Genomic DNA, 14,982 nt, shown 5'->3' with positions numbered 1-14,982 from the left:
TCAACTGAGCAACAGCATGATATTCAATGCGGAGACAATCACCGCAATGGTATAAAGCACGAATGAACTCCACCGGGAGTTGGCATATTTGCCCATCACCCGTTTGGAAGAGGTCAGTCCTACTTGCAGGAACACCGTGAAAGGTAGCTGGATACTCAGAATCATCTGAGAGATGATAAGTCCGTAAAAGGGATTCTCAATAAAGAAAATAAGAACCAATGCTATCCCCAAAGAAATCAAAATACCTACCTTGGAGTGGATATCCTTGATATGATAAGACTCACCGAAAATACCCGCAAAGATAGAACCTGCCGCCATTCCACTGGTTATGGTGGAGGAAATCCCCGCCATCAGCAATGCCAGGGCAAAAATGATTCCGGCATGGCTGCCCAGCAATGGGTCAAGCAACGACTTCGCCTGCTGCAACTCTTCCACCGGAGTCCGGGTACGGAAGAAAGTAGCGGCTGCCAGTAAGATCATGGCACTATTGATAGCCCATCCCACAATCATGGAGAACAAAGTATCATAGAACTCATATTTCAATACTTTACGAATGGAACTCTCGTCCTGCTTGTTGTACTCGTGGCTCTGTATCACCTCTGAATGCAAGAAAAGATTATGCGGCATAACCACTGCCCCAAGCACACTCATGATAATCAGCATACTGCCTTGGGGTATGTCGGGAACCACCCAGGAACGGACCGCCACAGGCCAGTCAATATCTACCAAAAACAACTCATACAGAAACGAAAGGCCGATTACGGATACAAAAGCAATGATGGCTCTTTCTATCTTTTTATATGAATTGGAAAAAAGCATAATGACGACAAACATCGTAGTAAGAACAGATCCCCAGGCTATGGGAATTCCTAAAAGCATCTGCAAGGCAATGGCTCCTCCCAATATCTCCGCCAGCGAAGTGGATATGGAGGCCAGTACCGCGCTGCCCAAAATGGGACGGGATATCCACTTGGGACAATACTGCGTGGCTGCTTCACTCAGGCACAATCCCGTCACAATGCCCAGGTGGGCCACATTGTGCTGCAACACAATCAACATAATGGTAGACAGGGTCACCACCCACAACAACGCGTAACCAAATTCGGAACCGGCTGCAAAATTCGAGGCCCAGTTTCCCGGATCAATAAAACCTACAGTAACCAGTAATCCGGGACCAATATATTTAAAGAAATCAAGACCACCCAGATAACGCTTGTGGTCCGTACGTTTTAATTCATCTATAATGCGAGACATGTTTTACTTTTTTTGTTTGCACAAACTTACTAATAAAAAACAAAAATCCATTTGCTTTGTTCAAACTTATAGTTTACTTTCGCTTCAAAATACCGATTTATAATGAAAAGAGAAACAGTTATAATAGCGGCCCTAGGCATCCTTACTTTGGCAGGATGTAATAATAACCACCGTTCACAAGTCCGTAAATTCAAACAGACAGCCGAAAAGACCAACCGGTCCTGCCCCACACGTATGAACGAAACGATTACACTGGACAGCACCCGTTATAATGAGAAAGATAATAGTGTGAGCTATTTCTACAGTGTTACAGGAGAACTGGACAACGCCACTTATATGAACACCCATTATGCCGCCTTTAAACAAGCCCTGCAGAATGCAGTAGACAACTCGGTGGAAATGGAAGAATACCGGAAATTCGGTACTTCCATCCGCTATATCTATTATTCGGGATCAAGTAAAAAGCAACTGGCTGCATTCTCCTTCAATTCCCCCAAATAGATTCCGTTTCAGCCCATCCGGATGCATGATACCACGCTATGGAAGACTTGAAATAATTGTTCCAAAGCAAATATTTGGGAGTGGTGAATGAATTGGGGATATACATACCCATTCCACTGTAGCTATCCCCATCTATTCTGTACAAGGATGAGGTGGGATCATGAGTATAATCTGTATAAATGACCGTCTTCTTTAATTGTTGCGTAAAATCGTCTGGAGCCATTCCTCCACACAATTTTTCAATAAACTGTAACATATCATAGGCATATCCTTTGAAGTTGCTGCTGCCTTTGCCATATTGCTGCAAATCAGCTATATCCACGTTCTTCAGGCTATCCTGATTGGACAAAATCACACTTCTGACCGCTTCCGCCAAACCTTCCATCTGATTGCAATCCACTGCCGAAATGGTTCCCCAACCATTATAGTTATAATAATCTATATAATCTTTACAGATTGGCTTCAAATACTCCTTGATCGCATTTTCATACAAATAAGGCATCACACTTGCATAAGGAAATCCGGCTGCCGGTATATCAAGTACAGAAGCGATGCAATATTTGGCAGCATCCTTCAGCTCATAATACACTTCGGCACACCCCATCATACACGCATCAAACAAGACAAAATCAAACTTTTGAGGATTTACCGTACGCAGCACTTCCGCCAATTCCGGTATCAACGCTGTGTCACTGGAATACCGGCCGCCATCTTGACCTATAGAACGGGTGCCGGTAATAGTGGGCAACCATCCTGAACCGTGAGAACCAAAGATTATTCCATAACTTTCCGACGGATAAACACTCATCATATCACCTATCACTGTCTGCATGACGGTTTTCTCCGTCGATGTCTGAGGGGAATATTTTTTTCTGATATTGCCAATACTTATCAAGTCGTGAACCGACATGTCCTGATCCGCGATCATCGCATTGACCGCTTCTTTGGACATACTGTTGATCCCCCCTTGACCATTAGTCACATATTCAACGATACAAGGCTCCGGCCAACTGATATCCGAAGCCTCACCATCCCAATATACCAACAAAGCAGCCGAATCCTTCATAGCCTGAAGCCCCTGCATCATCGTCCGAATATTATTACGCAAATTGGAATTCAAGCTGTTATCCGCCCAAAAGAAAGCCAGGACCGTTCTTCCGGCATGTTGCTGAGGAATCACGATTGTTTCCTTCTCGCAAGAGAAGAAAAAGCAGGCTGTTAAAAATATAAATAGAATCTTTTTCATAAGAAAAGGATCACTCTTCCGGTTTCTTGAACTTGAATGCATTGGGGTTCACTTCGCGAATCAGCAAGGTCTTTCCTTTTTGATACTTGATCTTCATCTTATTGATGGTCTTCTGCAGTTTCTTTCTGCTGTTCGAGAAATAAACAAAGCAAGTGCGGTTCGTCAGCCCTTCCTCGTTTTCCAAATAATTTTTCAGCTGATAACTGTATTGTGAGCGTTCCGGCAACATCTTATTCTTATCCAGCCTTACACTGTCCAGCAATTGGATTTCCGTGAAATAAACCAATGAATCTGTAAACGATGCGGATACACCTACTATATAAACGGATTTACCTTTACTTCCTTTCAATGAGAATGCCGAGCATACCATCAGTACCAATAATAAAGAGCACAGAATCTTTATGGATTTCATAATTCTAATTTTATAATTTTATTAGAGGACAAAAATAGTTATTTACGGACAAATACGAAAAAGTAATAGATTAATTAACTATAATAATTTGCTGATGTGCCCATTACCATGTGGCACATAGCGCAGCCAATGGGCATTATTGGTATATTATGAACAAAAGCACAAGACGGGAGTAACCTTCCATCTTGTGCTTTGTTTTCTTTTCGGAAACCGAATCTTTCTTACCCTAAATAAGACTTAAGCAGCTTGCTACGCGAATTTTGTCTCAATCTTCTAATGGCTTTCTCTTTAATCTGGCGTACGCGCTCACGAGTGAGGCCGAATTTATCGCCGATTTCTTCCAACGTCATTTCCTGCGTATTAATACCGAAAAACATCTGGATAATATCCTTCTCCCTTTCGGTCAGCGTAGAGAGTGCTCTATCAATTTCCCTCGCAAGTGACTCATTAACCAAGGAACGGTCTGCCATAGGCGAGTCGTCGTTCACAAGCACATCCAACAAACTGTTGTCTTCTCCTTCCACAAAAGGAGCGTCTACAGAAATGTGGCGTCCTGAAACCTTCAACGTGTCCGAGATTTTGTCTACAGGTATTTCCAGTTCATCGGCCAGTTCTTCCGGAGAAGGACGACGCTCGTTTTCCTGTTCGAATTTAGAGAAGGCTTTGCTGATCTTGTTCAACGAGCCTACCTGATTCAACGGCAAACGGACAATACGTGACTGTTCTGCCAATGCCTGGAGAATAGACTGACGAATCCACCATACGGCGTAACTGATAAACTTGAAGCCTCGGGTCTCATCGAACTTTTCAGCTGCTTTAATCAATCCCAGGTTGCCTTCATTAATCAAGTCAGGAAGACTTAACCCCTGATTTTGATACTGCTTGGCTACAGACACGACGAAACGCAAGTTGGCACGTGTCAGTTTTTCCAATGCTACCCGGTCGCCTTTACGGATACGCTGAGCGAGCTCTACCTCTTCCTCTACAGTAATCAGGTCTTCACGGCCTATTTCCTGTAAATACTTATCCAGAGATGCGCTCTCTCGGTTAGTGATACTTTTGGTAATCTTTAATTGTCTCATTCTCTATAAAACAAATTTGGGATGCAAATTTACAACATTAAATGGAATACATCCATTTTTGTTTGAAAAATATTAGCTAATAAATCAAAAAAGACTATCTTTGTCCTTCTTTTCCTAAATATTTTGCGAAAATAGGGTTATATCTTTCTCTTTATTGATCTTATCAGCTTACTTAATAGAGATTATTCCATGATATAGCGTAAGGATGGATCCTGTCAACAGCTCTTATCTTATCGTGAAACAGAATTGATTTATGTCCTCCGTTTTCCGGCCGGACGGGAACGCAAACACCTATGACGCAAATTAATAGTTACACGACTCTACTATCGGATAAAAACATACTAAAAATCAAACTTGTGTTCCCATCATCCCCGAAATTCCGTTTACAATGCTTCTTTCCAGCATATCAATCCTGTTTGACTATAAAATCAGGATGCACGGAAGTGTCCCTTACCGTGCATCCTCTAAACTTTACCTATTGAAACTTTCTACCTTAAAAATATCCTTATTCCTGTATCAAATCTACTGCATAGTTCGCACGTTTACCTGACGGGAACATACCGCTCAAGAACAATACCTGATCCGGTGACTGGGTAGCAGCTTTCAGCACATCTTCCAAATCATTTACTGATTTGACAGGTTGTCCATTTGCCTTCAGGATGATGAAGCCTTTACGGATACCGGCAGCTTTCATTTTACCGTCTGTCACACCTGTGACTTCCACACCATATCCCAAGTTCAATTGTCTCTTCAATTCCTGAGGAACTTCACGGAACGCTGCGCCCAAGATATCCATGCCCGCACTCTTCACCACTTTCGTTGTTCCCTGTGCATTTTTCAAAGTCATCTCGATATCCTTTTCTTTCTTGTCACGCAACACCTTGACGGTTACTTTGTCACCCGGACGGTGTTTAGCCAACCCTTCCTGCAACTCTGCAAAGTTCTTCACACGTTTTCCGTCAATACCGATAATGACATCGTCCACTTCCAAGTTACCAGCCGCAGAACCTCCATCAATCACCTCAGCTATCAGCACACCATCGGTAGCACCCAGTTCCTTCACTTTCTTCTTGATTTCTTCCGGCATCATCTGCTGGTCATCATTAATCGGAGTACCCTTGATACCCAATACCGCACGCTGAACGGTTCCGTATTCTTTCAAATCGGCTATTACCTTTTTCATAATACTGGTAGGGATGGCAAAACCGTATCCGGAATAAGCTCCTGTCGGTGAATAAAGCACCGAGTTGATACCTACCAACTCTCCTTTTGCATTGACCAATGCCCCACCACTGTTACCTTGGTTAATAGCTGCATCCGTCTGGATGAATGATTCCACACCTTGATTATATACGCCCAAAGAACGTGCCTTGGCACTCACAATACCGGCGGTTACTGTAGATGTCATATTAAACGGATTACCTACAGCCAATACCCACTCGCCCACTTTCAAAGCCTCCGAATCGCCTACGGGAATAGTGGGAAGTTCATCCGCTTCAATTTTAACCAACGCTAAATCCGTGCTGGGATCTGTGCCGATTACACGTCCTTTATATTCACGTCCGTCATTCAGTTTGACACTGATCACATCAGCATTATCAATTACATGGTTATTCGTTACAATATATCCATCTTTCGAGATGATCACTCCGGAACCGAATCCCACTCTTTCAGGAGTCTGCACCTGACGCTGCTGACCGCCGCCTCTGCCATTCCCAAAAATATCACCAAAGAAATCATAGAACGGATCACGAACGGTAACTGTCTGAGTTTTTGATTCTTGAGTTGACTTTATATGAACTACTGCATGCACTGAATTTTCCGCTGCCTGAGTCAAATCCACCGGTTGCATTTGGGTGGCGTCCAGCGCGGCAAGTCTTGTATTCGGATTTTGTTGGAACACATCATTAAAGGCCACGCTTTTGTTTGGCTCGGGTTTCAACATAGAATAAGTCGTTACTCCTGCTACACCTGCGCTGACTGCTACAATTGCTGCTGCGCCTAGTACCATTTTAGTTGCTTGTTTCATAACTTAATATCTATTAATTTGTTAATTTCAAGTTTGGTTTAACATTTCTGACGCTAATGTAATGACAAATATTGTACGGTTGTACCGTTTGTCAGAGATTTTTTTCCTCTTTTAACACAGATAGATAAGCACTTAACAGGGGTTAACCGCAGAATCTGCCAAATTTGCATTCATTATCAATAGCTGACAGACAGCAAGATGACACAGGATACAACTTGCCTCATAGATAGTTATGTCTTGCAGGAAATACTTGCCTCCCGCTGGAATACATCCATATACACCCCTATAAAAGGGCATGTCCGTGACCGGTCTTTCTAACTTTACTTTTTCAACTGGTTCAATACCCTTCTCGCACTATCCGAAAGAACAACAACAGCTCCTGCCAAAATAGCAGTATCTTTAATGACCAGACGGCCGGCGCCCGTCAGCAGAGGGAACCCCTGTTCGCCACTTCCCAAATCGGGGACCCACACCTCAGGCGTTGTCACAAGGAAAGACAAAGTGCCCAGTGTCATGACAATAGCCAGTCCGGCCCCTACCAAACCGATTTTTGGAGAGAAGATACCTAAAAACGTCAAGATACCGATTCCCATAATCAAAATACCCAATCCATGAGAAAACCCATAAGTATTGTTCTCTTCATGCCACTGGTGCTTCGCTTCATCGAATTCGCCTTCTTTCAGCTTATATTCTTTATATTCAGGAGCGTCCTTGGTATAAAAGAAACTCATAAAGGGACTGTTCGCCACAAAAGGCACAATTCCTTCGGCTTCATAATTCCAGAATTTCAGACCGCCAATCCATACAAAAATTACAAGGATTGCCACACGGATAAGATTGATACCCAGTTTTTGGGCAGATGCTGCTATTGTTAAAAACGCAACAAACAGAGATTTTAATTTTGTCATCATTGCTTTCATTATTAAAAGATTTAACTTCCTGGTGCAAAGGTCGGCAGTTTTCCCTCTCCAGTAAATGGCAATTCCCCCATATAGGTTGGCAATTATTCCCGTTTCTCTCTTTTCCGGTATTCCGAAAGGCTCTCCTTGTTCATTTTCTTAAAGAACCGGCTAAATGTAGCCAAATCCTCAAATCCCAGAATCTCACTGATTTCCTTCGCACTCTTGCCCGTATAAAGCAACAGGCGCTTGGCTTCCGCATCCACGCGTTCATGAATGACACGCAAAGGAGAAGAAAGCCTGTAAAGGGAAAAGAGATTGGAAATGGTCTTGGGAGAACGACACAACATATCAGCATAATCCTGCACTTGCTTCTTCTCCTTAAAATGACTGTCAACCAGCACATAAAACTGACGAATCACATCAAACGTGTTCTCACGCCCCGGGTCTACATCAAACATTTCACGGGCTATGCGGGTACAAGTGATAATGAAACGTTTCAGAATAATACGCAACATTTCTTCCTGCAAGTTGTCTTGTATTTCACACTCCCCTCTGAAAATATCGACAATACTGTCAAGACGGGCCGACTGGGAAGGCGAAAGCTTCAAACGCATGACACGGGAAGAACCGTTAAACAGGAATCCGTTACAAGACACCTCGCTGTCATGCCCGTAAATACAATAAAAGTTACTATTGAATAAAAAAGTGAGGTATTCACCGTCCACTCCCCTTATCTGCACATGATGCAAAGGAGTGAGCGAAATCATTTCCTCTTTTTCCAGATGCATCACCACATGATCCACTTCCACATCCAGCGTTCCATGCCGCACCCATATAAATTTATAAAGACTCCCGTCACGTTGCAAAAAGGAGTTTTCATGGAAACAGGAAGTCATTGCTATATTTCCATTCAATTTAGTACTTAAGTGATATTCCATAACTACCTTAAAATAAGATGAGGGGATAAATATAAAGCTATTTCTTCAGATATAAAAGAGATAACGCAAAAGATATTTCTCATCCTCCCTCTTTTCCTGCCTTTCACCGGCATTTTAAATCATTGCCATATAAGTTGGCCAAAGTTCCCGTTTAAAATGTTCACACCTGGACATACAGGAAGTTCCCCACTTCAGTGCGTTTCTTTTAATATTTGTTAAACATTTATTTTTCTTCGTCCACTCCCTGATTTAATAGTACATTTGTTTCATCACAAGCATCAGAGCGATATATTTAAAGAAGAGTAGAAAACAATAATGGATAAAAATCGTAGGAGAATCCGTATAGGCTATATTCAATGGCTGCTGATATATACCTATATATGTACCATCTTCTCATTCACCTGTGAAGCTGCCAATGCACAGGATCGTACCGGGAACGAAGAATATGTGCTGATTTTAAACAGCTATAACGAATCTTCTCCATGGAGCAACAGCATTACCACCCCCATTGTCCATAAACTAGCCGGAACCAAAAATATAGACGCCTACATAGAACATCTGAATTTATTCATGGTAGGCGATTCTGCTAAAATAGAAAAGTTTTCAGAAACACTTTCCTCAAGATATGGCTCCACCCCTCCCCGTCTATTGGTATTTGTAGGAAGCATGAGTCTGATTTTCAGAGAAGAGATACAAGCTTTATGGGGTACCGTACCTACTATTGTCTGCGGGGCAGACCCCTATGTGTATCCTGAAATATTCTACAGGCAGAGAGATACAGTCACTCCCAAAGAAAAGACACACATGAGCGAACTGGCCCAAGAATACAATTTCACCTACATGCATACCCCTATCTATCTGGAAGAAAGTGTGGAACTGATGCTGCAAATGATTCCCGGCATGAAAAGACTCATCTTTTTGGGAGACGGGATTTATCCAAATCCCGAATATGACCAACGACTGCGGGAATTGATCCAAACAAAATATCCGCAACTGGAATATAAATACATCTCTTCACGCACCAATACTCTGCACCAGTTATATAATGCTGTACGTAAGGCAGACAAGACTACAGGCATTCTGGTATCCACTTGGTTCACCGAATCCTTCACCTCGGACAGCTTTCTGATAAACGCTTACAGAAGCATTTCCAGCATCTCCGCCCCTCTTTTCACCATCCGCTATGCAGGTATGGACGACGGAGGTATGGTAGGAGGATACATGTACAATGAACAAGCCTTCACCAAGCAATTATTGAAAACAATTGACGACATCCTCGGTGGAAAAAGAGCCAGTGACATTCCTTTCTATGAGCCTCAGGAAGCACACCCCACCTTCAACTATACCAGACTCATAAATAAAGGGCTCGACCCCAAGCGATGCCCCGATGACACCATTTTCTATGACAAGCCTGTCCACTTTCTGAACAAATACAAATGGTTTATCCTGATTGTGCTCATGGCCTTCGCACTGATGGCTGTAACACAACAAAAACGCATTCAGATGCTGAAAGTCCTGAGACGAGCCCAACAAAATGAAATAGAAACAAACGCACAATATATCAACCTGGTGGATAATATGCCGATTCTTTACATGAAGGAACAAGTAATATGGGATAAAGAAGGAAATATTATAGACAGCATTTATCAGGATGTCAACCGTTATTTCGAACGATGTTTTTTTAAAAAATCCGATATAATAGGGAAAAGGGCCTCCGAAATCTTTCCCGAATCTTTACCGGAATTCACCCATTTCATGAGTATCACCTTGAAAGAAAAGAAATCGATCACATTCCCATATTATTTTAAAACCGTCAACACCTTCTATGATGTTGTCCTGAATTGCTCCACCGAACCGGATATGGTCGATGTGTTCTGCATGGACAGCACCGAGTTGCACAATGCACAGCAAATGCTAAGCGCCACGAACCATAAACTTTCCATGGCACTGGAAGTAGCCAACATTGTACCTTGGAAATGGAACTTGAAAGACCATACCATCTTGTGCGACCTTAACCGCCCCATTGCCATGGCAGCCATGCCGGGCAGCATCAGCGAAGATCAGTTGAGCGTATCGGACAAACAATATTTCGCCAAAATTATCAAAGAAGACCGTCCACGCGTGATACAGGCCTACCGCGACCTGGCAGACGGAAAAATAGAGAAAGTGAAAGAAGAGTACCGTGTACTGGCCAATGATGGAAAACATTGGAAAATAGACTGGGTAGAAGCACAAGCAGCCGTAGAAACAAGAGACAAAAACGGAAAGCCGCTGACTTTAGTCGGTTCCTCACTGATTATCAACGAACGGAAAACAATGGAAAACGAACTGCTTTCAGCCAAGGACCGCGCGGAAGAATCCAACCGGCTGAAGTCCGCTTTCCTTGCCAATATGAGCCACGAAATACGCACTCCGCTAAATGCTATCATCGGTTTCTCAAACATCCTTGCTACTGCAGAAGAGGAACAGGAAAAACAGGAATATATCAATATCATTGAAAGTAACAATACGTTACTGCTGCAATTAATCAGCGACATACTGGACTTATCGAAAATAGAGGCCGGCACACTGGATTTCAGTTATTCCAACGTGGAACTGAATGATATCCTTTCCGAAATAGAGAGCGTGGTCCGTTACCGGACGGAAACCTGTGGCATTCAACTGATTGCACACAAAGGACTCCCCTCTTGCCCCATAAAGACAGAAAAGAACCGCCTGATGCAAGTTTTGAATAATTTGCTGAACAACGCCAGCAAGTTTACCTCACAAGGAAGCATCACCTTCGGCTACAAACTATGCGGCAGAGAACTTTATTTCTATGTTAAAGATACCGGTTGCGGCATTCCAGCCGACAAAGTGAACTCCATATTCGGACGTTTCGTCAAACTGAACTCTTTTGTACAGGGTACAGGACTGGGATTATCCATTTGCCAGACGATTGTAGAGCACATGGGAGGACACATAGGCGTAGAATCAGAGGAAGAAAAAGGATCCACTTTCTGGTTCACCATTCCCTACCAGCCCGCTGATGTGGATAACAAAAAGGAAGACAAACATCAGCCCATCTCCGTGCAGAAAGACAAGCTGACCATTCTAGTTGCCGAAGACAATGAGAGTAATTACCGGCTGTTCCAATCTATCTTGAAACGAGAATATAACCTGGTTCATGCTTGGGATGGAAAAGAGGCGGTCAATTTGTATAAACTCCATAATCCTCAGATAATTCTGATGGATATCAATATGCCGGTGATGGATGGCTATGAGGCCACCCGAGAAATACGAAAACTATCCTTGGATGTGCCTATCATCGCCGTTACCGCTTTCGCCTATGCCAGTGATGAACAACGGGTTATGGAAAATGGCTTCGACGGCTATATGGCCAAGCCCATCAGCGCCCCACAACTGAGACAACAGATTGCTGCCATATTACAGAAACGCATTATCTTATTATAACCTCCGCTTCTTCCATTATATCCGGCTGAAATCCAATGTAGAAACCGGTTTGAATCCGCAACTATAAACAAGAAAACGACCGAAAGCGCCACAAGGATGGGGAATTAAAGATGATTATAACATAAATGCAGAGTTAATTCATCGCTTCAGCTCCATTAAGTCTTTTTTTCAGTACCATTAAAGCATTTCTTACGGTTACCTTTTACAGACTACGACAGTAGTCCGTATGTTTCACTACGGCAGACCGTACAGTCCACTGTAGCAGACTGTACGGTCCACTGCCGAAGACTATAGTAACAGTCCGCACAAAAAGACTTAACAGTCCGCATGACAAGACCTGATATACCCGACAAAAAGTATTAACCCCCATACCTAAAAAAAACTCCCCCTTGCTCACCTTCACAGGCTATGCAAGAGGGAGATTCTACACTAACTCTTAACCTAATAAATAAACGACAAAATCATTCTTTATATCTTAAGGCTCCGGCTGGCAGTTTCTCACCTTTCTCACCAAAGCTCTTCAATGCGTTTTCCGATTCAATGGTTACTTTACTTTCATCCAGCATTCTCCGGTCAAGGCCGAACACGTCTATAAAGAAATCATAAACCGCATTCCGCTTGTTCGGACCGAAATCATGACGTTCTTGCGGCAAATGTACATTGCTCACCTTGTCCGTCGCACCATAAAAACCGTAGATGCGTTGCAAGTAAGGATATTCCAAACGAGGAACCGTGGCTGTCCAGTCTCCTCCGTCGGAAACCACCAGCATGGGACGCGGAGCAAACAGGGCGGCCAGTTCCGCATTGCAAGTTCCTCCACCTGCCAGCTGGATGGGCTTGCCACTTTCACACGGGCAACCGCCATCAAAGTGAGAAGCCAGACTGACCACAGGGGCAGCAGCTGTAAAACGGTCGTCCAAAACGGTAAGCAACACCGTCTGCGTTCCTCCGCCGGAACCACCGTTCACGCCGATGCGTGCAGGATCTATATCTTTACGATTTGCCAGCATATCATCCAGTATCAGCAATCCGTTCATAGCCTGAATGGTGTGCGCATCACTGGTATGGTGCGCTTCCGCACCCACCTGCAAGGCGGATTCACCCCATCCATACAAGTCATAATCCACACAAATAGCCCCCATACGCGCCAATGTAGCCATACGTTGCTGTTGGTCCTTCCGGTAACGTCCCTGTCCAAAATGGCCATTGGGGCAAATAATAAGTGCATGTTTACCTTTGGAACGCGGTGCATAAACCGAACCGCAAACATAAAGCCCCGGCAAGGTCTCCAATGCAAAATTCTGCACGGTATATCCATCGAATTTCCGTACTTTCGAGAGAATAGGCTTTGCATCCTTCACTGTTCCTTTCAGCATATCATCCAATCCCAGACGTTGGCGCACTTCCTTTCGGAGTATCTCCCTGCGCTGTTCCCACTGATCTTTATCAGTATACAAGCCACTAAGATATGACAACATTTTTTCTCCATCAACATCCGTGCGGCGTGCATACTCGTATGGTTTCAACTTGTACACGGTATCACTTTGCTTCACGAATTTATAATCGAAAGGAGAAAGCACATTGGTCAAGGTTTCTTCCAATGAATAGGGACGGATACGGAAATCGGCATACGGAAGGATACGCCCCACCGTATCAATATCATACTTCAAGCGGACCTGGAAACGGGCGGCAACGTCATTCAACACATCGGATAACGGACGTGCGAACCGGGTTTCATAAGTTTGTGCAGACACAGCGGAAAAAGAGAGTGCCGCCATGCACAAAAGCATCTGTTTTTTCATCGGGCAGTCTATTTTATTTCTTTACCATCCACATACACATCATCCAGCACCAAGTCCTTACAATCTTCAAAGACACAGCGTTGCTTGGCATTCTGAATATACACATCACGCATCACAATACCGGTAATAGGCGCTTCGGGCAGGCCCACCACCATAATGGGGGTATTCACATCACGGACCGTCACACCCGAAACATAGATGTTACGAAATTCCGGAGTGCGGTCACTCTTCGGTTCGGCAGGCATCTTGCTATATTTCAGATTGAGAACAATAGCTTCTTTCTTGATATTACTCATCACAATATTGCTTACACGGATATCCTCCACAATGCCTCCGCGGCCACGAGTGGATTTCAGACGAATCCCTCGGTCTGTACCATCAAAGACACAATTGCTGATGGTCACTTTCTTCACTCCCCCACTCATCTCGCTGCCGATAACCACACCACCGTGTCCGCTCAACATGGTGCAATTGGTAATGGTGATATTCTCGCAAGGAACGCCCAGTTTACGCGCTTGCAAGTCACGTCCGGATTTGATGGTGATGCAGTCATCGCCTACCGAAATGTGGCAGTCACTGATGTGTACATTCTTACAAGACTCGGGGTTGATGCCATCCGTGTTGGGGGAAGGCACATTGTGGATGGTAATGCCTTTAATAGTCACATTGTCGCAAAATTCAGGATTTACAGTCCAGAAGGGAGAGTTGATAATCTTCACGCCCTCTACCCGTACATTCTTACAACGGATGGGATGTATGAAAGGAGGACGGAAAAAGCGACGGTCCAGTGTGCCATGCCAGTCTTCATTGGTTTCAGCGTAAAGGGCTTTCAGGTCGTTTTCCTTCTCGAACATGGGCTGGTACTTGTTGATGTTTCTCTTGCCGTTATCTCTAAGGTCTACCAGTACACGGAAAAATTCAGTCCACCATGCCTTACCTTGTCCATCCAGAGTTCCTTCTCCCTTGATGGTAATATTTTCTGCATCCACGGCGTAAATCAACGGTTGGAAACTTTTCATCATGATTCCCTCGTGACGCACTTCCACATAAGGGAGGAAGTCGTCAAAGTTCTCCGAGAATTTCAAGGTGGCTCCTGCTTCCAATTCTAATGTAATATTACTTTTCATGTGGATGGAACCGGTGAGATAAGTTCCTGCGGGGAAAAAGAGTGTTCCGCCACCATTGGCATTCAAGCGGTCGATGGTAGAATTAATCAATGCCGTGTTTAATTTCCGGCCTTGTATATCGGCACCGGCTTGCTGCATATCCACACGCTCGGCATGCAGAAAAGACAAACTGCAAACACATAGCAACAGACTTAAAAAGGTACGTTTATTCATATCGTTCATTAGTTGATTTTAGT

General features: G+C 43.8%; 11 protein-coding genes. 2 read left to right on the top strand and 9 right to left on the bottom strand.

The genetic code is table 11. The annotated features are described in order from the left end of the window. On the bottom strand, window positions 1-1,254 hold the full coding sequence (locus GKD17_RS08205; RefSeq protein ID WP_007838205.1) for an Nramp family divalent metal transporter: 1,254 nt from the start codon (window positions 1,252-1,254) through the stop codon (window positions 1-3). A 102-nt stretch (window positions 1,255-1,356) separates the two neighbouring features. Here GKD17_RS08205 and GKD17_RS08200 point away from each other — a divergent pair, with 102 nt between their 5' ends. Next, entirely contained in the window at window positions 1,357-1,755 is a 399-nt protein-coding gene (locus GKD17_RS08200; RefSeq protein WP_007838202.1) for a hypothetical protein, read from the top strand. On the opposite strand, the gene GKD17_RS08195 is transcribed toward GKD17_RS08200, so the two are convergent. The 6 genes from GKD17_RS08195 to GKD17_RS08170 form a co-directional block, all read right to left on the bottom strand. Continuing rightward, window positions 1,739-3,001, bottom strand: coding sequence for a clostripain-related cysteine peptidase (locus tag GKD17_RS08195; protein WP_007838201.1), 1,263 nt, complete (start codon window positions 2,999-3,001; stop codon window positions 1,739-1,741). The two genes, GKD17_RS08200 and GKD17_RS08195, sit on opposite strands and share 17 nt — an antisense overlap. A 10-nt stretch (window positions 3,002-3,011) precedes the next feature. Further along, a complete protein-coding gene (locus GKD17_RS08190; RefSeq protein ID WP_007838198.1) occupies window positions 3,012-3,413 on the bottom strand; it encodes a hypothetical protein in 402 nt (133 codons plus the stop codon). Window positions 3,414-3,634: 221 nt separating this feature from the next. Then, the gene (locus tag GKD17_RS08185) at window positions 3,635-4,495 is read right to left on the bottom strand and encodes a sigma-70 family RNA polymerase sigma factor (RefSeq protein WP_005843258.1); all 861 of its coding nucleotides are present in this window, start codon (window positions 4,493-4,495) and stop codon (window positions 3,635-3,637) included. A gap of 505 nt (window positions 4,496-5,000) precedes the next feature. Beyond that, window positions 5,001-6,524, bottom strand: a complete 1,524-nt coding sequence (locus tag GKD17_RS08180) for a Do family serine endopeptidase (protein ID WP_007838197.1) — start codon at window positions 6,522-6,524, stop codon at window positions 5,001-5,003. Between the two features lie 320 nt (window positions 6,525-6,844). Beyond that, on the bottom strand, window positions 6,845-7,435 hold the full coding sequence (locus GKD17_RS08175; protein WP_007844979.1) for a DUF417 family protein: 591 nt from the start codon (window positions 7,433-7,435) through the stop codon (window positions 6,845-6,847). A 92-nt stretch (window positions 7,436-7,527) separates the two neighbouring features. Continuing rightward, the gene (locus GKD17_RS08170) at window positions 7,528-8,364 is read right to left on the bottom strand and encodes an AraC family transcriptional regulator (RefSeq protein ID WP_007838194.1); all 837 of its coding nucleotides are present in this window, start codon (window positions 8,362-8,364) and stop codon (window positions 7,528-7,530) included. Window positions 8,365-8,679: 315 nt separating this feature from the next. Here GKD17_RS08170 and GKD17_RS08165 point away from each other — a divergent pair, with 315 nt between their 5' ends. Further along, complete coding sequence (locus tag GKD17_RS08165) at window positions 8,680-11,817, top strand: ATP-binding protein (RefSeq protein WP_007838193.1); 3,138 nt, start codon at window positions 8,680-8,682, stop codon at window positions 11,815-11,817. A 461-nt stretch (window positions 11,818-12,278) separates the two neighbouring features. Here GKD17_RS08165 and GKD17_RS08160 read toward each other — a convergent pair whose 3' ends face one another. Both GKD17_RS08160 and GKD17_RS08155 read right to left on the bottom strand, forming a co-directional pair. Next, window positions 12,279-13,619: an alpha/beta hydrolase family protein gene (locus GKD17_RS08160; protein WP_007838191.1), complete on the bottom strand. Its 1,341-nt coding sequence runs from the start codon at window positions 13,617-13,619 to the stop codon at window positions 12,279-12,281. Window positions 13,620-13,627: 8 nt separating this feature from the next. Continuing rightward, window positions 13,628-14,968: a glycoside hydrolase family 28 protein gene (locus GKD17_RS08155; RefSeq protein WP_007838190.1), complete on the bottom strand. Its 1,341-nt coding sequence runs from the start codon at window positions 14,966-14,968 to the stop codon at window positions 13,628-13,630. Window positions 14,969-14,982 lie beyond the last annotated feature (14 nt).

This window comes from Phocaeicola dorei (assembly GCF_013009555.1).
GTDB classification, from domain to species: Bacteria; Bacteroidota; Bacteroidia; order Bacteroidales; family Bacteroidaceae; genus Phocaeicola; species Phocaeicola dorei.
Note: the sequence above shows the minus strand (reverse complement) of the source record. Positions and strands in the feature narration are given on the sequence as shown.

Bases quoted from the DNA above. Each gene is read 5' to 3' on its own strand.
- GKD17_RS08205 (WP_007838205.1), bottom strand. From the start codon at position 1,254: ATGTCTCGCATTATAGATGAATTAAAACGTACGGACCACAAGCGTTAT.
- GKD17_RS08200 (WP_007838202.1), top strand. From the start codon at position 1,357: ATGAAAAGAGAAACAGTTATAATAGCGGCCCTAGGCATCCTTACTTTG.
- GKD17_RS08195 (WP_007838201.1), bottom strand. From the start codon at position 3,001: ATGAAAAAGATTCTATTTATATTTTTAACAGCCTGCTTTTTCTTCTCT.
- GKD17_RS08190 (WP_007838198.1), bottom strand. From the start codon at position 3,413: ATGAAATCCATAAAGATTCTGTGCTCTTTATTATTGGTACTGATGGTA.
- GKD17_RS08185 (WP_005843258.1), bottom strand. From the start codon at position 4,495: ATGAGACAATTAAAGATTACCAAAAGTATCACTAACCGAGAGAGCGCA.
- GKD17_RS08180 (WP_007838197.1), bottom strand. From the start codon at position 6,524: ATGAAACAAGCAACTAAAATGGTACTAGGCGCAGCAGCAATTGTAGCA.
- GKD17_RS08175 (WP_007844979.1), bottom strand. From the start codon at position 7,435: ATGATGACAAAATTAAAATCTCTGTTTGTTGCGTTTTTAACAATAGCA.
- GKD17_RS08170 (WP_007838194.1), bottom strand. From the start codon at position 8,364: ATGGAATATCACTTAAGTACTAAATTGAATGGAAATATAGCAATGACT.
- GKD17_RS08165 (WP_007838193.1), top strand. From the start codon at position 8,680: ATGGATAAAAATCGTAGGAGAATCCGTATAGGCTATATTCAATGGCTG.
- GKD17_RS08160 (WP_007838191.1), bottom strand. From the start codon at position 13,619: ATGAAAAAACAGATGCTTTTGTGCATGGCGGCACTCTCTTTTTCCGCT.
- GKD17_RS08155 (WP_007838190.1), bottom strand. From the start codon at position 14,968: ATGAACGATATGAATAAACGTACCTTTTTAAGTCTGTTGCTATGTGTT.